Annotated in this window: 18 protein-coding genes; 7 read left to right on the top strand and 11 right to left on the bottom strand. The window is 66.7% G+C overall.

Features of this window, described 5'->3' with window-relative positions; translation table 11 throughout:
• Nucleotide 1 precedes the first annotated feature (1 nt).
• Nucleotides 2–1,447: an NAD-dependent succinate-semialdehyde dehydrogenase gene (locus ACJ7IV_RS10825; protein WP_483864386.1), complete on the bottom strand. Its 1,446-nt coding sequence runs from the start codon at nucleotides 1,445–1,447 to the stop codon at nucleotides 2–4.
• Between the two features lie 221 nt (nucleotides 1,448–1,668).
• Here ACJ7IV_RS10825 and ACJ7IV_RS10820 point away from each other — a divergent pair, with 221 nt between their 5' ends.
• From ACJ7IV_RS10820 to ACJ7IV_RS10810, 3 genes are all read left to right on the top strand, one after another.
• A complete protein-coding gene (locus ACJ7IV_RS10820; protein WP_483864385.1) occupies nucleotides 1,669–4,134 on the top strand; it encodes a DUF1266 domain-containing protein in 2,466 nt (821 codons plus the stop codon).
• Nucleotides 4,135–4,352: 218 nt separating this feature from the next.
• Nucleotides 4,353–4,982: a C40 family peptidase gene (locus tag ACJ7IV_RS10815; protein WP_483864384.1), complete on the top strand. Its 630-nt coding sequence runs from the start codon at nucleotides 4,353–4,355 to the stop codon at nucleotides 4,980–4,982.
• Between the two features lie 32 nt (nucleotides 4,983–5,014).
• On the top strand, nucleotides 5,015–6,208 hold the full coding sequence (locus ACJ7IV_RS10810; RefSeq protein WP_483864383.1) for an MFS transporter: 1,194 nt from the start codon (nucleotides 5,015–5,017) through the stop codon (nucleotides 6,206–6,208).
• Between the two features lie 78 nt (nucleotides 6,209–6,286).
• Here ACJ7IV_RS10810 and ACJ7IV_RS10805 read toward each other — a convergent pair whose 3' ends face one another.
• A complete protein-coding gene (locus tag ACJ7IV_RS10805) occupies nucleotides 6,287–6,769 on the bottom strand; it encodes an FKBP-type peptidyl-prolyl cis-trans isomerase (RefSeq protein WP_213313009.1) in 483 nt (160 codons plus the stop codon).
• Between the two features lie 221 nt (nucleotides 6,770–6,990).
• Between ACJ7IV_RS10805 and ACJ7IV_RS10800 the strand changes: the two genes are divergently transcribed.
• Nucleotides 6,991–7,272, top strand: coding sequence for a hypothetical protein (locus ACJ7IV_RS10800; protein ID WP_483864382.1), 282 nt, complete (start codon nucleotides 6,991–6,993; stop codon nucleotides 7,270–7,272).
• Between the two features lie 118 nt (nucleotides 7,273–7,390).
• Here the strand turns inward: ACJ7IV_RS10800 and ACJ7IV_RS10795 are convergent, their stop codons facing one another.
• From ACJ7IV_RS10795 to ACJ7IV_RS10755, 9 genes are all read right to left on the bottom strand, one after another.
• Nucleotides 7,391–7,858, bottom strand: a complete 468-nt coding sequence (locus tag ACJ7IV_RS10795) for an outer membrane lipoprotein (RefSeq protein ID WP_483866579.1) — start codon at nucleotides 7,856–7,858, stop codon at nucleotides 7,391–7,393.
• Between the two features lie 266 nt (nucleotides 7,859–8,124).
• Entirely contained in the window at nucleotides 8,125–9,717 is a 1,593-nt protein-coding gene (locus tag ACJ7IV_RS10790; RefSeq protein ID WP_483864381.1) for an isocitrate lyase, read from the bottom strand.
• Nucleotides 9,718–10,055: 338 nt separating this feature from the next.
• A complete protein-coding gene (locus ACJ7IV_RS10785) occupies nucleotides 10,056–10,493 on the bottom strand; it encodes a GNAT family N-acetyltransferase (protein WP_483864380.1) in 438 nt (145 codons plus the stop codon).
• Between the two features lie 167 nt (nucleotides 10,494–10,660).
• A complete protein-coding gene (locus tag ACJ7IV_RS10780; protein WP_483864379.1) occupies nucleotides 10,661–11,839 on the bottom strand; it encodes a JmjC domain-containing protein in 1,179 nt (392 codons plus the stop codon).
• Nucleotides 11,836–13,224 (bottom strand): adenylosuccinate lyase, encoded by a 1,389-nt coding sequence (purB, locus tag ACJ7IV_RS10775; protein ID WP_483864378.1) that lies wholly within the window; start codon nucleotides 13,222–13,224, stop codon nucleotides 11,836–11,838. The genes ACJ7IV_RS10780 and purB overlap by 4 nt, the downstream gene beginning before the upstream one ends.
• Before the next feature lie 49 nt (nucleotides 13,225–13,273).
• Nucleotides 13,274–13,915, bottom strand: a complete 642-nt coding sequence (gene hflD / locus ACJ7IV_RS10770) for a high frequency lysogenization protein HflD (protein ID WP_483864377.1) — start codon at nucleotides 13,913–13,915, stop codon at nucleotides 13,274–13,276.
• Nucleotides 13,912–15,042 carry a tRNA 2-thiouridine(34) synthase MnmA gene (gene mnmA / locus ACJ7IV_RS10765; RefSeq protein WP_161432468.1) on the bottom strand — a complete coding sequence of 377 codons (1,131 nt, stop codon included), beginning with the start codon at nucleotides 15,040–15,042 and terminating at the stop codon, nucleotides 13,912–13,914. Before mnmA ends, hflD begins: the two co-directional genes overlap by 4 nt.
• Nucleotides 15,043–15,114: 72 nt before the next feature.
• Nucleotides 15,115–15,564: an NUDIX hydrolase gene (locus ACJ7IV_RS10760; RefSeq protein WP_483864376.1), complete on the bottom strand. Its 450-nt coding sequence runs from the start codon at nucleotides 15,562–15,564 to the stop codon at nucleotides 15,115–15,117.
• The gene (locus tag ACJ7IV_RS10755) at nucleotides 15,561–16,202 is read right to left on the bottom strand and encodes a pseudouridine synthase (RefSeq protein ID WP_483864375.1); all 642 of its coding nucleotides are present in this window, start codon (nucleotides 16,200–16,202) and stop codon (nucleotides 15,561–15,563) included. The genes ACJ7IV_RS10760 and ACJ7IV_RS10755 overlap by 4 nt, the downstream gene beginning before the upstream one ends.
• 277 nt (nucleotides 16,203–16,479) lie before the next feature.
• Here ACJ7IV_RS10755 and ACJ7IV_RS10750 point away from each other — a divergent pair, with 277 nt between their 5' ends.
• From ACJ7IV_RS10750 to clpS, 3 genes are all read left to right on the top strand, one after another.
• On the top strand, nucleotides 16,480–18,717 hold the full coding sequence (locus ACJ7IV_RS10750) for an NADP-dependent isocitrate dehydrogenase (protein WP_483864374.1): 2,238 nt from the start codon (nucleotides 16,480–16,482) through the stop codon (nucleotides 18,715–18,717).
• Nucleotides 18,718–18,891: 174 nt separating this feature from the next.
• Nucleotides 18,892–20,148, top strand: coding sequence for an NADP-dependent isocitrate dehydrogenase (gene icd / locus ACJ7IV_RS10745; protein WP_213313015.1), 1,257 nt, complete (start codon nucleotides 18,892–18,894; stop codon nucleotides 20,146–20,148).
• Between the two features lie 193 nt (nucleotides 20,149–20,341).
• The gene (clpS, locus tag ACJ7IV_RS10740; protein WP_161432463.1) at nucleotides 20,342–20,668 is read left to right on the top strand and encodes an ATP-dependent Clp protease adapter ClpS; all 327 of its coding nucleotides are present in this window, start codon (nucleotides 20,342–20,344) and stop codon (nucleotides 20,666–20,668) included.
• Nucleotides 20,669–20,809 lie beyond the last annotated feature (141 nt).

Below are 20,809 nucleotides of genomic sequence, written 5' to 3'. Positions count from 1 at the left end.
GTTACAGGCCGCCGACACACACATATTTTAGTTCAGTATATTCATCCAGGCCGTGGTGGGAGCCTTCGCGCCCGAGGCCTGACTCCTTGACGCCGCCGAAGGGGGCCAGCTCGGTGGAGAGGATCCCCTCGTTCACCGCCACCATGCCATACTCCAGCCCTTCCATGACATGCCAGATGCGGCGGTAGTCGCGGGCGTAGAAATAAGCGGCCAGGCCGAACTCGGTAGCGTTGGCCATGGCGATGGCCTGCTCTTCGCTTGCGAAGCGGAACACCGGTGCCAGAGGACCGAAGGTCTCCTCGCGGGCGACCCGCATCTCCTCGCTGACATCGGCAATCACCGTGGGTTCGAAGAAGGTGCCGCCCAGGGCGTGGGGCCTGCCTCCGGTGACCAGGCGCCCACCCTTGGCCAGGGCGTCGGCGATGTGTGCCTCGACCTTCTTCACCGCCGCGGCATTGATCAGCGGCCCCTGGGCCACGCCCTCCTCGAGGCCACTGCCCACCCTGAGCTCGGCCACCCGGGCGGCCAGCTTCTCCACGAACGCATCGTAGATGCCGTCCTGCACCAGCAGGCGGTTGGTGCACACGCAGGTCTGGCCGGAGTTGCGGTACTTGGAGGCGATGGCGCCTTCCACGGCGGCGTCCAGGTCGGCGTCGTCGAAGACGATGAAGGGGGCGTTGCCGCCCAGCTCCATGGAGGCCTTCTTGACGGTGCCGGCGCACTGGGCGAGCAGCTTCTTGCCCACCGGGGTGGAGCCGGTGAAGGAGATCTTGCGCACCCGCGGATCGCTGGTCAGCACCTCACCGACCTCGACCGGGCGACTGGCGGTGACCACGTTGATCACTCCCGCCGGGAAGCCGACGAGCTCGGCCAGGCGTGCCAACGCCAGGGCGGTAAGCGGCGTCGCCTCGGCGGGCTTGATCACCACCGGGCAGCCGGCGGCCAGCGCCGGGGCGCACTTGCGGGTGATCATCGCCAGCGGGAAGTTCCAGGGGGTGATGGCCGCCACCACGCCGATGGGCTCGCGGAATACCAGGATACGCTTGTCGACGCCGTGGCTGGGCAGGGTCTCGCCGGCCACGCGCTTGGCCTCCTCGGCGTAGAACTCCACGAAGGAGGCGCCGTAGGCCACCTCGCCCCGGGACTCGGCCAGCGGCTTCCCCTGCTCCCGGGTCATCAGCCGGGCGAGTGCCTCCTGATGGTCCATGATGGCGTCATACCAGCCGCGCAGCAGGTTGGCCCGCTCCTTGGCGGTGCGCTTCCGCCACGCCGGCCAGGCGGCTTCGGCGGCGGCCACGGCGTCGCGGGTGGCGTCGGCGCCAAGGTCGGGCACCTCGGCGAGCACCTCGCCACTGGCCGGGTCGGTGACGGCGAAGCGTGACTCGGCATCGCGCCACTCGCCGGCGATGAAGGCCCTGGGAATCAGGATATCGGGAAGCTCTGGCATGGGTCCTCCGGGGGTGTTGTTGGCATAATTTACACAGTGTGCATTATTTAAAACGCCTCGCCAAGCCATCGGCGTAAGCGGTGCTTTCCGCTACACTATGCCGCCTGAAATCGTGGCGCCTGCAATTACGGCGCACAGGTTTCCTGACGCCGAACGACACGCATGTCGAAATACCCCTTTGCCGCGCGTGCGACCCTTGCGACCCGACATCGAGGTGAGCCTTGATCGATCTCCTGAACGCCTGGTGGGCCCAGCAGCTGGTGCTCTGTGACTGGGCCTTCGACCCCGACCCGCTCAGTGTGGAGCCCGAGGATGCCCGTGCTCGCCTGGCGATCCTGGCGGTGCCCGATCGTGGTGAGCTTGGCTGGCGGCTGCTGGAGTCGCTGGACACCGGCGGTGCCGATGCCGATCCGGCACGGCTGCTGGCAGCCCTCGAACTGGCGGCCCTGGCCGGCGCCGCGGGCTGGCTGGATGAGTCTCAGGCCCGTGCCTGGGCCCACTGGCTGGCCGGCGAGATCGTTGCCCATCATCGCGATCTGGACGCCTGGCTGGAGGCCCTGCGCCGCGCGCGCAGTGCCGATGGCTGGGTGCGCGGTGATGATGGTTTCGCCGATGCCTGCGAGGCGCTGGCGGTGCTCGAGCACGAGGGGGATGGCATCACCTGGGAGCGTCTTGGCGAGTGGCTGGCGGTGCATGATCGCCCCGACGCGCCCTGGCCGAGCCACGGCGGCGCCGCGGCCTGGCGGCTGCGTGCCGGTTTCGCTCCGGTGCTGGCCCTGCCCGCCGGCGAGCACGACTGGGCGGGACTGGCCGAATGGCTCGCCGAGGACTGGCGGGTGCACAGCCGCGAGGACCTGCTGCGGGTCCTGCTCTGGCTGGGTGCCCAGGGGGATCGTCAGGGTTGGGACCTCGATGCCACGCGGCTGCTGGCCCTGGATCACGATGCCCGTCGTGCCTGGTGCGCTGGGCTGGATGCGGATGAGCGCCGCTATGGCCGCACCCTGCTGGCTTTCCTGGAGCAGGGTGAGCCGCTGGAGTGGGCCGCCTGGGATTGGCTGCGCCTGGTGGACCTGGCCTGGGCGGGGGCCTGCTTGGGCTGGCTCGAGGCCGAGGAGGCCGAGGCCTTCGCCCTGCACGCCGCCGACCTGGTCCAGCACCGTTACAGCGACTGGTCGGCTCTGGCCAGGGCCTACCAGCGCGGACGCAGCCTGTTTGATGGGCGCAACCTGCTGGGCGCCTTCGAGAGCGACTGGCGGCTGTTGCTGCAGTCGCCGCTGAGCCCCTGGCGAGTGCCTCTTCAGGGGCTGGTCGACGAGGCTCGGCTGGCACCTGCCCGCGAGGCGATGCGAGGCTGGCGTGCCGATCCTCGCCACTGGGTGCTGGCTCTGGCTTCGGTGCGAGAGCCGGAGCTCGCCGTGCGCCAGGGACCACCGGTGGCAGTGAGCGCGGCGCGCCGTGACGATGCACTGAGTTTTCTGGCCGAGAATCTCGACCTGTATCCCGAAGAGGGAGTCGCGGCGCTGGAACGCTACTGGCTGCCGGCCCAGGCCCACCACCTGAACCAGCTCGCTGCCGATGCGGCCCACGGGGCCCTGCCGCCGGCCGAGACCCCCTTCGGGGTGGCGGAGCCTGCCGCCCTGGCCCAGCGTGATGGCCTGCGCCGGGCCAGCCATCATGCGGCGACCATCCATATGGCAGAGAAGTACGCCTTCTACCTGCAGATGGCCTTCGACAGCGAGGCCTTCGATGTCGACGGGCTGGCGGCCCTGGCCGAGGCGCTGCGCGGCTCGCTGTGTCGCTTCTACCCCGATTCCCGACGCCTGCTGGAGGCCTGGGCCAGCTGGGACTCGCTGCTCCCGGAGGAGGACCAGCCGACTCTCGCCCTGGAGATCCGCTGGCACTTGGAGGATCCCGGCAGCCTGTTCCACTGGCTCGACTGGCGGGTCGATGAGTGGCGCGAGCCCGGCCCTCGCCCGAGGCTGTCACAGTTTACCGCGCTGTCACTGGTGGGGCCGCTCAACAGTCCGCCCTGGAGCGTGCCGCACCGCGAGAGCGAGCGTGAGGCAGTGGCCATCCGCGAGTGGGTCGATGGCCACTACGGCCTGCATTCCGCCGATGAGCTCGGTGAGTTCCTGGACTTCCTGCTGGAGAACGGTGATCGCCAGGAGTACCAGATCAACTATGCCCCCTACACGCTCAATTCGGCCCGCCTCGCCTCTGAGATCGCCACCCTGGAGAGCGGCGAGTGCAGTGACGAGGAGCGCACCCACCTGCTGCGCCTCCAACGGGTTCGCGACAACGAGGATGGCTGCAACGAGATTGACCTCACGGCCTGGGATCTGGCCCAGGCGGTTGACCTGGCGGTCGCCGGTCGCCAGCTGGGCTGGCTGGAGTCGGCGGCCTTCGACAGGGTGCTGGAGCGAGCCCACGGCCTGGCCGCGTCCCACTACTCCGGCTGGGATGCCTACGCCCGCGGCTTCTACGCCGGCTTCTCGTTCTTCATGGGTGAGACGCCGGAGCGCGAGAGCTTCCTGGCGGGGCTGCGTCAGGCACTGGTGGCCTGGCTCAGCGCCGCGCCGCCCCTGGCGGGCCCCTGGGCCAGCCTGGAATTTCCCGGTGCTCGGCCGCGCCACTGGGCGCCGATGCATATCGACACCCTGCCGGGCGACGCCCGGCTGCTGCACTGAGGTGATGCGCGGGGCTCGCCAGCCACGCGATGCTGGTTTATAGTCGTTCCCGAATATGCCATGGCTCCACCTGTCGGGAGCCCCGTATCACAGCGAGCCGCCGACAGGCCGCTTCGGCAGTGCTACCGGCCTTGACCGGCGCCACTGCCACAGCGTTGCTCCCCGCCCCGGATCCTTGATGCCGGCGGGAGCGGCTCGGGGAATGAGGTCGCTGCAGGATGGTCGTCAACCCCTTGTGCCGTACCCTGCTGGTTGTCGTGTCGTTGGCCGTGCTGGCCGGCTGTGCCTCGACCTCACGGGAGAGCGCTTCCCGCGACGTCGAGGAGCCCTATTTTGCCCGTGACCTGCCGGGACTTCCCGGCGGCTGGGATCCCATGATGTCGCCGGTGGACAATCCCATCCTCGAAGCACGCCGTCTCGGAAATCCGCCACCCGCCCTGGTGCAGCAGGCCCTGCTGGCCCAGCATGAGCGCTGGGTGGGCACTCCCTATCGTCTGGGCGGTACCTCCCGGGCGGGGGTCGACTGTTCGGCTCTGGTGCAGAATGTCTTCGAGGAGACCTTCCAGCTCTCCCTGCCGCGCACCACCGGTGAGCAGGTGAGCCAGGGGCGTCCCGTTGCACGCGATGAGCTGGCCCCGGGCGATCTGGTGTTCTTCCGGCCGCCCGGCACCTACCGCCACGTCGGCATCTATGTCGGCGAGGGGCGCTTCCTGCACGCCTCCTCCTCGCGAGGGGTGATGATCTCCAAGCTCGACAACAGCTACTGGCGTCGCCACTACTGGCAGGCACGGCGTCCTCTGGAGCCGACCAACCTGGCCCAGCGCCTGCAGGCCGACGTCGACGCCTGAGGGGGCAGGGCGCCCGCCATTCAAGGTCTGTCATGATTCGCATACGCAGCCCCGCCTGGTGGCGAGCAACCCTGGCATTGAGCCTGGGCTCGCTGCTGGTCTTCATCAATCTCTATGCGCCGCAGCCGCTGCTGCCTGACCTGCGCGAGGCCTACGGTGTCTCGACGCTGGTGGTGGGGTTGGTGATGTCGCTGGCCACGCTGGCGCTGGCGGCATCGCTGCTGGTCTTCGGGCCACTGTCGGATGCCATCGGCCGCGCCGGCATCATGCGTCTCAGCTTGCTGGCGGCGGGACTGCTCTCCCTGGCCCTGGCCCTGGCGCCCAATTTCGAGACCCTGCTGGTGCTGCGCACCCTGCAGGGCTTCGTGCTGGGTGGCCTGCCGGCGGTGGCCATCGCCTGGATGGGCGACGAGTTCGAGCCCGATGCCATGCTGGCCGCCGTGGGCCTCTATATCGGTGCCAACACCCTGGGGGGGATCAGCGGGCGTGTGGTGGGCGGTGGCATGGGTGAGCTGGGCGGCAGCGCGTCCGGCTTCCTGGCGGTGGGGCTGATCACCCTGGCAGGGGTGGCACTGTTCTGGAAACTGCTGCCACCGTCGCGGGGCTTCACGCCGCGCCGCTTCGAGCTGGCCGGTGCCGTCTCGGATCTCGGTGCCCACCTGCGCAACCCGACCCTGCTCTCGGCGTACCTTCTCGGCGGGCTCAACTTCCTGATCTTCATCAACCAGTACAGCTACATTACCTTCCGCCTGGCGGCACCGCCCTTCGACCTCGGTGCCACTCTGCTGGGACTGATCTTCCTGACCTACCTGGGCGGTACCCTCGGCTCATCCCTCTCGGGGCGGCTGGTGCGCCATCTCTCCCAGCCGGCCTGCATGATGATGGGCATCGCCATCTTCATGGCGGGCACCCTGGTCACGCTCTCCGACAGCCTGCCGCTGATCCTGGTGGGACTGACCATCAATGCCTTCGGTTTTTTCGTGGCCCACTCCATGGCCTCGAGCTGGGTGGGGCGGCATGCGCGCCAGGCGCGGGGCAGCGCCTCGGCACTCTATCTGGTGTTCTACTACACCGGCGCCAGCCTCGGGGTGTTCTGGCTGGAGCCGTTCTGGCACCTGGGCGGCTGGAGGGGGGTGGCACTGGGTTCCTGGCTGGTGCTGGGTGTGACGCTGTCCATCGCTATCTGGCTGTGGCGGCGGCCTCCGGATAGTGCCGCCGCCGGCTGACTCGCCACCGGCTTGCCGACGTAAAAGGGGCAGCCAATCGGCTGCCCCTTCACGATGCGGTGTCGCTCGCTGAGTGACTCAGTGCTCGTGGCCACCCTCGCCGTGCACATGACCGTGCTCGACCTCTTCCTCACTGGCTTCGCGCACCGAGGCGATCTCGACGTCGAAGTTCAGGGTCTGGCCTGCCAGCGGGTGGTTGCCATCGACGGTGACGGTGTCGCCACCGACCTGAGTCACGGTAACCATCAGCGGGCCGCCCTGGGTCTGGGCCTGGAACTGCATGCCGGGCTCGATGCTCTCGACGCCCTGGAAGGCGTCACGCGGCACTTCCTGCACCAGTTGCTCCTGCTTCTCGCCGTAGCCCTCGGCAGGCGTCACGGTAGCGTTGAGCTTGTCGCCGGCAGAGCGGCCCTCAAGCTCCTTCTCGAGGCCCGGAATGATGTTGCCGGCGCCGTGGAGGTAGGTCAGCGGCTCGCGGCCTTCCGAGCTGTCCAGCACTTCACCTGCGTCGTTGGTCAGGGTGTAGTGGAACGCGACAACGGAATTCTGCGCAATCTGCATTATTGAAGAACCTTTCGGTGAGTGCATGTCGGGGCATGGTAACGCGGCGGGCGGATGCTGTCAGGGGCGATGGACCATTTTCAGGATCGGCGCCACCATCCTGAGCCTCGTTCACCCGCTGCATCGGCGACCTTCGGATGGTTGCGTCACCCCGGTGCCGGGGCTAACCTAGCGGCCACCCGAATCTACCAACGACGCTCACTCGATACCCGGAGACCCCCATGACCCAAGTCGTGATCTGGCTGATCGCCTTCGCTGCGATCCTCGTTCTCTCCCTCAAGCGCTGGTCCTCGCTGAGCGCTTCCCTGGACTGCCTGCTGCCCCAGGCGATGAAGACCGGTGGCAACAATAGCGTGGTCTGGAGCCTGGCCCTGGCCGTGGTCGGTGCCACCACCCTGGTGCGTCCGGTGGATGTTCTGATGACTGCCATCGTGGTTGGCATCCTGGTGCTGGTTGCCGTCAAACTGGGTGGCTGGGCGATGAGCAAGGTGGATTTCCACTGAGCCCTTGGCCTGGCCTCTGGCCAGGCCATTCGACGCTCTATGCGAAAGGCCCGCGGATCTCTCCGCGGGCCTTTCTCTCTTATGCCGGCATTTCAAACCGGCATTGTCCGGTCGGCGGTCAGTAGGGGGCAACGGTGATGTTGCTGCCACTGCCGATCAGGCGCACGCGCTGGCCGACCTGGAAGGCCTGGTCGGCCTTCTGCACGACCACGATATCGATGCCGTCGTCACGACGGATCTCCATCTCCCAGGCACTGACCCGGTTGGCGGACTCCTCGATCTTGCTGCCCGCCACGCTGCCGGCGATGACGCCAGCGGCGGTGGCGAGGGTACGCCCGGAGCCCCCGCCCACCTGATTGCCCAGCAGGCCGCCGATCACCGCGCCACCGCCGGTGCCGATGATGCCGCCGGCACGGCTGTCGGCCTGGACCTGCACCTGGCGCAGGGCCTGGATGGTGCCGAAGCGCACATTCTGTTCGGCGCCGACCTGGTTGCTGCTGTAGACGTTGCCGCCCATGGAAGCAGTGTTGGCGCAGCCGGCCAGCGTCAAGGCGCCGATGGCGAGCACGGGGAGAAGACGTTTCATGGGAATCATGCATGACCTCCTGGGGCGTTCAACGAGAGCGGTTGCTTCGATGACTTCCTGTCGAATGGGCGAACACTGTTCTGTTACACCGAGTTTACCCGGGGCTACCAGGCTTTGCCAGCGCCGGGTAGGCGATTGCTGTTCATTCTAGCCCGTTAAAACGACAAGGAAAGTGGATATTCACCGGCAGTAACAGAATTTGCGCACACAAAAAAGGGGAGGCGTGAGCCTCCCCAAGGTTCCAGTCGTCTAGTGCTTCACCATGCTCAGAACTGGTTCATGGTGTTGTCCTTGCCACCGGCCTTGAGGGCCGCCTCGCCGTGGAAGAACTCCTTGTGGTCGTCGCCGATGTTGGAACCGGCCATGTCCTGGTGGCGGACGGTGGCGATACCCTCGCGGATCTCGCGGCGCTGCACCCCTTCCACGTAGGCCAGCATGCCCTCGTCGCCGAAGTAGCCCTTGGCCAGGCTGTCGGTGGACAGCGCCGCGGTGTGGTAGGTCGGCAGGGTGATCAGGTGGTGGAAGATGCCGGCATCGCGTGAGGCATCGCGCTGGAAGTTGCGGGTCCACTCGTCGGCCAGCTTGGCCAGTTCGGTGGCGTCGTACTCCGGGCTCATCAGCTTGGCGCGATCGTAGGCGGAGACATCCTTGCCCTCTTCCTGCCAGGCGTCGAACACCTGCTGGCGGAAGTTCAGCGTCCAGTTGAAGGACGGGCTGTTGTTGTAGACCAGCTTGGCATCGGGCACCGCCTGGCGGATGCGGTTCACCATGCCGGCGATCTGGCCGACGTGGGGCTTCTCGGTCTCGATCCAGATCAGGTCGGCACCGTTCTGCAGGCTGGTGATGCAGTCCAGCACCACGCGGTCCTCGCCGGTACCCGGCTTGAACTGGTAGAGACCGGAGGCCAGGCGCTTGACCTTGACCAGCTTGCCGTTCTGCTTGATGACCACGTCGCCGTTGTTGATGTCCTCGGCCTTCTCGATGACGTCGCCGTCGAGGAAGCTGTTGTACTGGTCGCCCAGGTCGCCCGGCTCGTTGGTCACGGCGATCTTCTGGGTCAGGCCGGCGCCCAGGGAGTCGGTGCGGGCAACGATGACGCCGTCGTCGACGCCCAGCTCCAGGAAGGCATAGCGCACGGCGTTGATCTTGGCCAGGAAGTCCTCGTGGGGCACGGTGACCTTGCCGTCCTGGTGGCCGCACTGCTTCTCGTCGGAGACCTGGTTCTCGATCTGGATGCAGCAGGCACCCGCCTCGATCATCTGCTTGGCCAGCAGGTAGGTGGCTTCGGCGTTGCCGAAACCGGCGTCGATATCGGCGATGATCGGCACGATGTGGGTCTCGTGGTTGTCGATCGCTTTCTCGAGTTCGGTCACCCTGGCGCTGTCTCCGGCCTGACGGGCCTCTTCCAGGTCGCGGAACAGGTGGTTGAGCTCCCAGGCGTCGGCCTGGCGCAGGAAGGTGTAGAGCTCCTCGATCAGGCCGGAGACGGCGGTCTTCTCGTGCATGGACTGGTCGGGCAGCGGGCCGAACTCGGAACGCAGGGCGGCTACCATCCAGCCGGAGAGGTAGAGGTAGCGGCTCTTGGTGGTGCCGAAGTGCTTCTTGATGGAGATCATCTTCTGCTGGCCGATGAAGCCGTGCCAGCAGCCCAGTGACTGGGTGTACTTGGCGCTGTCGGCGTCGTAGGCGGCCATGTCCTCGCGCATGATCTTCGCGGTGTACTTGGCGATGTCCAGGCCAGTCTTGAAACGGTTCTGGGCCCGCATGCGGGCGGCGTTCTCGGGGCTGATGTCCGCCCACTTGCCCTGCATGGCTTCACGAAGCTGGGACAGTGCCTTGATATCTTCCTGGTATGACATGGGGCCATCCTCTCTGAGGGTAATCGCTCGGGGTGTTGGTCGCTTGCCGGTGACTCTCGATGCTGCACCTGCGAAGTGAAATCAGCTTCATCGATCGAAGGCGGCCTGTCTCTGCTGCCTTGGTCGAATACTGGCGATTTTGAAACGGATGTATGAGGCCGGTTCTGAAGGAGCCTGAAACATGCGTTTGCTCACTCGCCTTGACCAGCACTATGGCCCATGGTGACGGGACGCAACAATCGCCCCTTAGGGTAAGGCAGGGTTGTAGCTCGACTACAGGAAGCCTCTCGGTGCAGGCTTCCTGTAGTGGTTTTTCGTTTGAAGGTGGGAGGGGTGACTCAGCGGTCACCCAGCAGGAGGCGCATATTGCGGTGCGGTATGCCGGCGTCGAGGAACTCCGGACCATGGGCCTCGAAGCCCAGCCGGGCGTAGAATTCGAGGGCATGGGTCTGGGAGGCGAGTTCCACGGCGGTGTGACCGTGGCGGCGGGCGGCCTCGATGGCGGCGTGCATCAGCGCCGCCCCGATGCCATGGCCGCGCGCCTCGGCGAGCACCGCGACCCGTCCGATATGGGCATCCGGCAGCAGGCGGGCGGTGCCCACCGGACGGCCATCCAGGAGGGCCAGGAAGTGGTGGCACTCGCCATCACGGCCGTCCCACTCCTCCTCCCGGGAGACGCCCTGCTCCTCGATGAAGACCACCCGACGGATCTCGGTGGCCTCGGGACCGAGCGCCTCCCAGCGTCCCTCGCGTATCTGCAGCTTGGCTTCTTGCATGTGATTCCTTCCCATGTCGGGGCTGATCCGGCGGCAGGCCTTCGAGGAGGCGCCATGAATACTTCCCTGTAGCCTACCGACGCCATCCCTGGCGTAGGACCTCCTCTTCGGCCTACCCCCGGCGCCCCTCGCGTGAAACTAACGTACCGATCTCCACTTTCTACTTGCTACTGCTCTTCAAACTCATCCGCCCAGGCCAGGCTGCCGGCATCGAGCAGCGCGGCGAGCAGTGCATCGGCCCCCTCGTGGGCCAGCAGCTCGGCATCCAGCACCGCCTGGGAGGCGATCAGCCGGGCCAGTGGCAGCTCGCACTCGGCGCCATCGCCATCAGCGAACAGGGTGGCGCGCCCCTCGTCCAGGGCATGCCAGGCGAAGCGCGAGCCCGGGGTGTGCACTAGCTCCTCGCCCTGCTGTAGTGCGGCGACAAGCTCCGCCGGGTCGGTGGGCGTCTCGTTGGCCACCAGCTGGTCGGCGTACTTGGGCTGGGTCATCACTCGGCCGAACCACTGGGCGAGCCGGGCGGGGTCGTCCAGGGTATCGAGGATCAGGCGGCGCATGCGCTCGACGGCGCCGTCATCGAGTTCGCCGGGGTCGGCGGGCGGGGCCATGCCGGCGTCGGCGTAGCGCAGCGAGTCGGGGAGCTTGTCGCCCAGGAAGTCGGCGAAGGAGACGATCGCCTCGTCGGCTGAAGGGGCCCGGAAACCCACCGAGAGGGTCAGGCAGTCGTCGGACTGGCTGACGCCGTGGTGGGCCCAGCCCGGGGGCAGGTAGAGCATGTCGCCGGGCTCCAGTACCCAGTCGTCGCCGGCCTCCACCTCGAAGCGCTCGAGGATGCGCAGGTCGATACCGGGGATAATCGCGGCATCGTCGGGCACCCGGCCGCCCAGCTGCCAGCGGCGGCTCCCCATGCCCTGGAGCAGGAAGACGTCGTACTGGTCGACGTGGGGACCGACGCTGCCCCCCGGCGGGGCGTAGCTGATCATGATGTCGTCGAGGCGCCAGCGGGGCAGGAAGGCGAAGCGCTCGAGCAGTTCGGCCACCTCGGGCACGTAGTGGTCCACCGCCTGGACCAGCAGGGTCCAGTCGCGGTCGGGGAGAGACGCGAAGGTCGCCTCATCGAAGGGGCCGTGGCTGACCTGCCAGGGACCCCGAGCGCCGTGCTCCTCGACCAGGCGCGCCTCGACGCCCTCCTCGCAGGCGAGTCCGGCGAGCTCGTCGGGGGAGAGCGGGCACTGGAAGTCGGCGAAGGCGCCGCGGATCAGCACCGGCTTCTGCTGCCAGTAGTCGCGCAGGAACTCGGCGGCAGAGAGGCCGCCCAGCATGGCCAGCGGTGTGGTGGGGCTCATAGGCTCCGCGCCTGCTCGGCGGCGTTGCCGATATAGGTGGCCGGGGTCAGCGCCTTGAGTTCTGCCTTGACGGTTTCCGGCAGTTCCAGGGTATCGATGAAGGCGGCGAAGCCGGCCTGGTCGATGCGCTTGCCGCGGGTCAGCTCCTTGAGCTTCTCGTAGGGCTTCTCGATGCCGTAACGACGCATCACGGTCTGGATAGGCTCGGCGAGCACCTCCCAGCTGGCGTCGAGGTCCTCGGCGATGCGCGCCGGGTTTGCCTCGAGCTTGCCGATGCCCTTGAGCGCGGCCTCGTAGGCGATCAGGCCATAGGCCAGGCCCACGCCCAGGTTCCTGAGCACCGTGGAGTCGGTGAGGTCGCGCTGCCAGCGTGAGATCGGCAGCTTCTGGGCCAGGTGGCCGAGGATCGCGTTGGCAAGCCCCAGGTTGCCCTCGGAGTTCTCGAAGTCGATGGGGTTGACCTTGTGGGGCATGGTCGAGGAGCCGATCTCGCCCTCCACGGTCTTCTGCTTGAAGTAGCCCAGCGAGATGTAGCCCCAGACGTCGCGGTCGAAGTCGATGAGAATGGTGTTGAAGCGGCACACCGCATCGAACAGCTCGGCGATATAGTCGTGGGGTTCGATCTGGGTGGTGTAGGGGTTGAAGGTCAGGCCCAGCCCCTCGACGAAGGTGCGGGCATTGGCCTGCCAGTCCACCTCGGGGTAGGTGGTCAGGTGGGCGTTGTAGTTGCCCACCGCGCCGTTGATCTTGCCCAGTATCTCCACGCCCTCGATCAGCTTGAGCTGGCGGCGCAGGCGATAGGCGACGTTGGCCATCTCCTTGCCCAGGGTGGTGGGGCTCGCCGTCTGGCCGTGGGTGCGCGAGAGCATCGGCAGCTCGGCGTGCTCATGGGCTAGGCGGGCGACCTGGTCGGCCACCTCGTGCATCGCCGGCAGCAGCGCCTTGAGGCCGTCGCTCAGCATCACGCCGTGGGAGAGGTTGTTGATATCCTCGCTGGTGCAGGCGAAGTGCACGAACTCGCTGATGGCGTGCAGCTCCGGCACCTCGGCGATACGCTCCTTGAGGAAGTACTCCACCGCCTTGACGTCGTGGTTGGTGGTGCGCTCGATGGTCTTGATGCGCTCGGCGTCCTCCACCGAGAAGTCGCGGATCAGCGCCTCGAGGAAGGCGGTGGCCTCGGCGGAGAGCGGCGGCACCTCGGTGATGCCGGGCAGTTCGGCCAGGCGCTCGAGCCAGCGGACCTCGACGATGACCCGGGCACGGATCAGGCCGAACTCGCTGAAGTGCTCACGCAGGCGTTCGGCCTTGGCGCCGTAGCGGCCGTCGACGGGAGAGAGGGCGGTCAGGGCGGACAGGGGGAGCGAAGAGTGCGGCTGGGCTTGCATGGGCGTGTTCCGGTTCGTGAAGGCGTTGTGCAGCGTAGGGGAGAGTGGCTCAGGAGAGCCGATCCAGGGATTTCTTCAGGGCGCCGCGCTGGGCGATCAGCTTCCAGCGCCGGCCGCCCTGCTGGTGCCAGAGTAGGGCGAAGCGGATGCCGGCCAGCAGGCAGGCACGCACCCGCTCCGGCATCATGCGGCTCTGCAGCAGCGAGGGGTCGCCCTGGACCACGATACGGGTCTTGAAGGTGGAGAGCGTCTCCTGGTAGGCCTCACCGAGACTGGCGACGACGTTCTCGTGGGTCGCGCCGAAATGCTCGGCCTGGCCCTGGATGCGGCTCAGTTTCTCGCCCAGGGCGTCCATCATCGCGGTGTTGCGGCGCAGCTTGTTCATCAGCAGCAGCAGGGTGAAGCCGTAGCGCAGCACCACCGGGTTGGCCTGCTTGCGACCGATCACCCCCTCGAGCACCTCGAGGCCCCGGCGAAGGTTATTGGGGTGGCCGCCGTAGATCGCTTCGAAGCTCTCGGGACTGGTGTCCAGGGTGGCGCGGATCAGGGTGTCCCAGGCACGCTGGTCGACCTGGCCGGTGCGGGCCAGTTCGTCGACCAGGCTGGCGGCCTGGAAGACGCCGGCCAGGGCCAGGGCCTGGCGGGTGGTGGGGTCGTCGGGGACGCGGTGGATCGGCGTGGTGGCGGTCATGCGGCCACCTCCGCGGCGTTCCAGGTCTCGCGGATGACCCCGCCGCCCAGGCAGATCTCGCCGTCGTAGAGGACCAGCGACTGACCGGGGGTGACGGCACGCTGGGGTTCGTCGAAGACCACCTCGACGCCGCCGTCCGGCCGGGTGCGGAAGGTGCAGGGCACGTCGGCCTGGCGGTAGCGGGTCTTGGCGGTGAGGCGGCCCTCGGCCAGCGGTGCCTCGCCGGCGACCCACTCCATGGCCTCGGTGGCCAGGCTGTCGGTGTAGAGCAGCGGGTGGTGCTTGCCCTGCACGGCGACGAGCACGTTGCGCTCGAGGTCCTTGGCGGCCACGTACCAGGGCGCCTCGGGATGGTCGGGCAGCCCGCCGATGCCGAGCCCCTGGCGCTGGCCCAGGGTGTAGTACATCAGTCCCATGTGCTCGCCGATCACCTCGCCCTCGGGGGTCTCGATCACCCCGGGCTGGGCGGGCAGGTACTGCTGCAGGAAGTCGCGGAAGCGCCGCTCGCCGATGAAGCAGATGCCGGTGGAGTCCTTCTTGCGTGCGGTGACCAGGTCGTGGCGCTCGGCGATGGCGCGCACTTCGGGCTTCTCGAGTTCGCCCACCGGGAAGAGGGTGCGGGCGATGGCGGCCTCGGGCACGGCATGCAGGAAGTAGCTCTGGTCCTTGTTGGGATCGAGCCCCTTGAGCAATCTCGGGCGGACCTCGCCGCGGATCCCCTGGCGGACCCGTCCTTCACGAACATAGTGGCCGGTGGCAATCTTCTCCGCGCCGAGCATCTCGGCGTACTCGAGGAACACCTTGAACTTGATCTCGCGGTTGCAGAGGATGTCCGGGTTCGGCGTGCGTCCCGCCTGGTACTCGGCGAGGAAGTGCTCGAAGACGTTGTCCCAGTACTCGGCGGCGAAGTTGGCGGTGTGCAGCCGGATGCCGAGCTTCTCGCACACGGCCTCGGCGTCCGCCAGGTCCTCCTTGGCGGTGCAGTACTCGGTGCCGTCGTCCTCGTCCCAGTTCTTCATGAACAGGCCCTCGACGTCATAGCCCTGCTCGAGCAGGAGCAGGGCGGAGACGGAGGAGTCGACGCCGCCGGACATGCCGACGATCACCTTGCCTGGGGTGGCGGTCATGGGCGCCCTCGAAATCGGTGTGACATAAATGGGGCGAGATTATACATGATCCGGGCGCTGGTCGCCGAGCGCTCAACGTTCGTGAATCACGTCCATGGGGTAGAAGCGTCCGGCCAGGGCGTCGCGGATGCGGCGTAGCACCAGGGGGCTTCTCAGCCGCCCCTCGCGATCCAGGGCCTCGATCTGTTCCAGGGTCAGCCAGTGCACGGCGTGGATCGCCGGGTCCAGATCATTGCCCATATGCGCCAGCGCCATGCCGAGGAAGGCATGGCTATGGAAGGTCTTGCCGTCGGGGGCCTGGTAGACGTACATGCCGAGATAGTCGCTGATGCCGACCCGCCAGGCGGTCTCTTCCTCCACCTCGCGCAGGGCGGCATCGGGGATGCGCTCGCCGGGCTCCAGATGGCCGGCGGGCTGGTTGAACAGCGTCTGCGGGCCGCCGCGCTCCTCTTCCACCATCAGGAAGGCGCCGGCTCGCTCTACCACGCAGGCCACGGTCACATAGGGGTGCCAGTGGCTCATCGTTTGCCTCCTTGCTTGTCGGTGGGTCTCTTGCCGGGTGCCCCGCGGCGGGGCCCTTGCGTGCGGCGGGTGGCGGAGGGGGCGTGCAGTGTCTCGCGGCGCCACTCCCCGGGGGCCAGCCCGTCGAGCCGCCAGGGGCCGATAGCCACCCGCACCAGGCGTAGGGTCGGGTGGCCCACATGCGCGGTCATGCGCCTTACCTGTCGATTGCGCCCCTCGCTGATGGTCAGCTCCAACCAAGTGGTCACGGGGTGGCGCCTGGGGCCCAGGGGCGGGTTGCGTTCCGGCAGCCCGCTCTCCGCAAGCCGGCGCACCTTGGCCGGGAGTGTCATGCCGTCGCCGAGCTCGACGCCTGCCCGCAGCGCCTGCAGGGCGTCTTCCCCGGGGGTGCCTTCTACCTGAACGCGATAGGTCTTGGGCTGCTTGTGGCGGGGGTGGCTGATGCGATGGATCAGTTCGCCATCGTCGCTGAGCAGCAGCAGTCCTTCCGAGTCGTGGTCGAGGCGGCCGGCCGGGTAGATGCCGGGCACGTCGATCACATCGGCCAGGGTGGCGCGCGGCCCCCTGTCACCGTCCTCGCGGTCGGTGAACTGGGACAGCATGCGGTAGGGCTTGTGCAGCAGATAGAGGTTGCTCATGGGGCAAGCTTACCGGCAAGCGGGGCGGGATGGCAGGGGCGCGTCAGCCTTATTGCGCATACGCCGGGGCGGGGTGGCTGGTATAATGCGCCCGCTTGCCGGCAGTGCATCGTCATTACAAGGCCTGCCGAGACTCCGCCAGCGGCGCGGTGCCGAGCGCATCCCCGCCGGATCATAACTTGGGGGGAGCACCCCGGGGTCCCCCGTTCCAGTCATCGTGAGCGCGCTAGCGATCCCGTTTCTTGCTACCGCAGCGACCAGAGAGATCAACGCCAACATGTCCAAAACGCCGAAGATTATCTACACGTTCACCGACGAAGCGCCTGCGCTGGCGACCCACTCGCTGCTGCCGATCATCGACGCCTTCACCGATGCTGCCGGAATCGAAGTGGAGACCCGCGACATCTCCCTGGCGGCGCGGATCCTCTCTCTGTTCCCCGACTATCTGGCCGAAGGCCAGCGCGTCGAGGACCACCTGGCCGAACTGGGCGCCCTGACCAAGACGCCAGAGGCCAACATCATCAAGCTGCCCAATATCAGTGCCTCCATGCCGCAGCTGCGGGCGGCGATCAAGGAGCTGCAGGGCCAGGGCTACCCGCTGCCGGACTACCCGGATGAGCCGAGCAGCGACGAGGAGCGTGACATCAAGGCGCGCTATGCCAAGGTCATGGGCAGCGCGGTGAACCCGGTGCTGCGCGAGGGCAACTCCGACCGTCGCGCACCAAAGGCGGTCAAGGAGTACGCCCGCAAGTACCCGCACCACATGGGCGAGTGGAGCCAGGCCTCGCGCACCCACGTCTCCCACATGCATGGCGGCGACTTCTACCATGGCGAGAAGTCGATGACCCTGGACCGCGCCCGCAAGGTGAAGATGGAGCTGATCACCGACAGCGGCCAGGCGCTGGTGCTCAAGCCCGAGGTCTCGCTGCTCGAAGGTGAGATCATCGACAGCATGTTCATGAGCAAGAAGGCGCTTCTCGACTTCTACGAGCGCGAGATCGAGGATGCCCGCAAGACCGGTGTGATGTTCTCCCTGCACGTCAAGGCCACCATGATGAAGGTCTCGCACCCCATCGTGTTCGGCCACTGTGTGCGGATGTTCTACAAGGATGCCTTCACCAAGCACGGCGAGCTGTTCGATGAGCTGGGCGTCGACGTCAACAACGGCATGGCCAACCTCTACGAGAAGCTTGAGACTCTGCCCGAGGCCCAGCGTGATGAGATCATCCGTGACCTGCACGCCTGCCATGACGATCGCCCTGAGCTGGCGATGGTCGACTCGGCACGCGGGATCACCAACTTCCACTCGCCCAGCGACGTGATCGTCGACGCCTCGATGCCCGCCATGATCCGCGCCGGCGGCAAGATGTACGGCGCCGATGGCCGCATGAAGGACGTCAAGGCGGTGATGCCGGAGTCCACCTTCGCCCGCATCTACCAGGAGATGATCAACTTCTGCAAGTGGCACGGCGCCTTCGACCCCGCCACCATGGGTACCGTCCCCAACGTCGGCCTGATGGCCCAGAAGGCCGAGGAGTACGGCTCCCACGACAAGACCTTCGAGGTGCCGGAGGGCGGTGTGGCCAACATCACCGACCTGGAGACCGGCGAGGTGCTGCTCTCCCAGACCGTCGAGGAGGGCGATATCTGGCGGATGTGCCAGGTCAAGGACGCGCCGATCCGTGACTGGGTCAAGCTCGCCGTGAACCGCTGCCGCGACTCCGGCATGCCGGCGGTGTTCTGGCTCGACCCTTATCGTCCCCACGAGAACGAGCTGATAAAGAAGGTCCGCACCTATCTCAAGGACCACGATACCGACGGGCTCGACATCCAGATCATGTCCCAGGTGCGCGCCATGCGCTACACCCTGGAGCGCGTGGTGCGCGGCCTCGACACCATCTCGGTGACCGGCAACATCCTGCGTGACTACCTCACCGACCTGTTCCCGATCCTGGAGCTGGGCACCAGCGCCAAGATGCTCTCCATCGTGCCCCTGATGGAGGGTGGCGGCCTGTTCGAAACCGGTGCCGGCGGCTCGGCGCCTAAGCACGTGCAGCAGCTGCTCGAGGAGAACCATCTGCGCTGGGACAGCCTGGGTGAATTCCTGGCGCTGTGCGCCTCCCTGGAGCACCTCGCCAAGACCTTCGACAACGAGCGCGCCGCCTTGATGGCCGAAGCCCTGGACACGGCTACCGGCCGCTTCCTCGAGGAGAACAAGTCGCCGTCGCGCAAGGTCGGCGAGATCGACAACCGCGGGAGCCACTTCTACCTGGCCCTCTACTGGGCAGAGGCGCTGGCCGCCCAGGACAAGGACCCCGGCCTCAAGGAGCGCTTCGCCCGCCTGGCCGAGACGCTCGTGGCCAAGGAGGCGACCATCATGGAGGAGCTCAATGGCGTGCAGGGTGAGCCGGTGGACCTCAAGGGGTACTACCATGCCGACTCCAAGCTGGCCCGTGAGGTGATGCGTCCCAGCAAGACACTGAACGAGGCCCTGGCCATGGTTGCCGAGGCCTGAGGGTAGCGCCCTCCGAGGTGTCACGCCTCCTCCGAGGAGGCGACTCTGGCCCCCGTCCGCCACCCGGCGGGCGGGGGCCTTGTCGTTATGTCGAAGGGTGTGTCATGGGCCGGGTAGGGCGGGCGATGCTATACTTCGCGCTCCACTGAACACACCACTACAGGGGAGTTCTCAATGGGATTCCAGAAAATTGTCGTTCCGGAGGGCGGCCAGAAGATCACCGCCAACGCCGACAACACTCTGAACGTGCCGAACGAGCCGATCATCCCGTTCATCGAGGGCGATGGCATCGGTGTCGATGTCACCCCGGCGATGATGATCGCCATCGACGCCGCCGTGCAGAAGGCCTACAACGGCGAGCGCAAGATTCACTGGATGGAGGTCTTTGCCGGCGAGAAGGCCACCCAGGTCTATGATGCCGATACCTGGCTGCCGGAAGAGACCCTGGAAGCCGTCAAGGACTATGTGGTCTCCATCAAGGGGCCGCTGACCACCCCGGTGGGCGGTGGCATACGCTCCCTGAACGTGGCCCTGCGCCAGAAGCTCGACCTCTACGTCTGCCAGCGTCCGGTACGCTGGTTCGAGGGCGTGCCGAGCCCGGTGAAGAAGCCCGCCGACGTCGACATGGTCATCTTCCGCGAGAACTCCGAGGACATCTATGCCGGCATCGAGTGGAAGGCCGGTACCCCGGAGGCCGACAAGGTCATCAAGTTCTTCCGTGAGGAGATGGGCGTAACCAACATCCGTTTCCCGGAGAACTGCGGTATCGGTGTCAAGCCGGTCTCCGTCGAGGGCACCAAGCGTCTGGTACGCCAGGCCCTGCAGTACACCATCGACAACGACCGCGAGTCGCTGACCCTGGTGCACAAGGGCAACATCATGAAATTCACGGAGGGTGCCTTCAAGGACTGGGGCTACGAGCTGGCCCGCGAGGAGTTCGGCGCCGAGCTGCTCGACGGCGGCCCCTGGATGACCATGAAGAACCCCAGGACCGGAAAGGAGATCGTCATCAAGGACGTGATCGCCGACGCCATGCTGCAGCAGATCCTGCTGCGCCCGGCCGAGTACGACGTGATCGCGACCCTGAACCTCAACGGCGACTACCTCTCCGATGCCCTGGCGGCCGAGGTGGGTGGCATCGGCATCGCGCCGGGTGCCAACATCTCCGATACCACGGCCATGTTCGAGGCGACCCACGGCACCGCACCCAAGTATGCCGGCCAGGACAAGGTCAACCCGGGCTCGCTGATCCTCTCCGCGGAGATGATGCTGCGCCACATGGGGTGGGTCGAGGCCGCTGATCTGGTGCTCAAGGGCATGGAGAAGGCGATCTCCAGGGGCGAGGTTACCTATGACTTCCATCGCCTGATGGACGATGCCAAGCTGCTCAAGTGCTCCGAGTTCGGTCAGGCAGTCGCCGACAACATGTAAGTGGCGATGCGGGATCCGGGCCCCCGTCCGCCATCCGGCGGACGGGGGCCTTTACGTTTCGCCCTGGTATCTAAGCGGGGCGGTGAACCCTGTCGGCAGCGTGACGTCCAACCTCGGTCGAGACCCTCGAATGGCTGCCGGCTTGTCGAGATGGAAAGTGGGCCCTATGTTCAGAAATGAAGTGGTGTGCGGCATGACGCGCCCCCCGGCGCCGGGGGAGGAGGACGGCGATCTGGCGGTACAGAGCGCCGATCCTCAACTGGCGACGCCGCCGATGTACAAGGTGGTGTTGCACAACGATGACTTCACCCCCATGGAGTTCGTGGTGGAGGTGTTGCAGACCTTCTTCCACCTGGATAGCGAGACCGCGGTGCAGGTGATGCTGACGGTGCATACCCAGGGAAAGGCGACCTGTGGCATCTTTACCCGTGACATCGCTGAAACCAAAAGTCATCAAGTCAATCAATATGCTAGAGAGTGTCAGCATCCGCTGCTCTCGGATATCGAGGCGGCGGACTGACTCCCCGGACATGGTCGCGACGGGTGTGCCATCGGCTGCCGTTGGTAAGTGAGCTTGCAACGGTGGCGTTTGTACCCGATGTTGATGATGCCGGACCGAGAAAGATCCGACGCAATGCCCTGGGCGGCAAGAAGGGGACTG

The sequence above is a fragment of the Halomonas sp. C10-5 genome (assembly GCF_057169305.1).
Note: the sequence above shows the minus strand (reverse complement) of the source record. Positions and strands in the feature narration are given on the sequence as shown.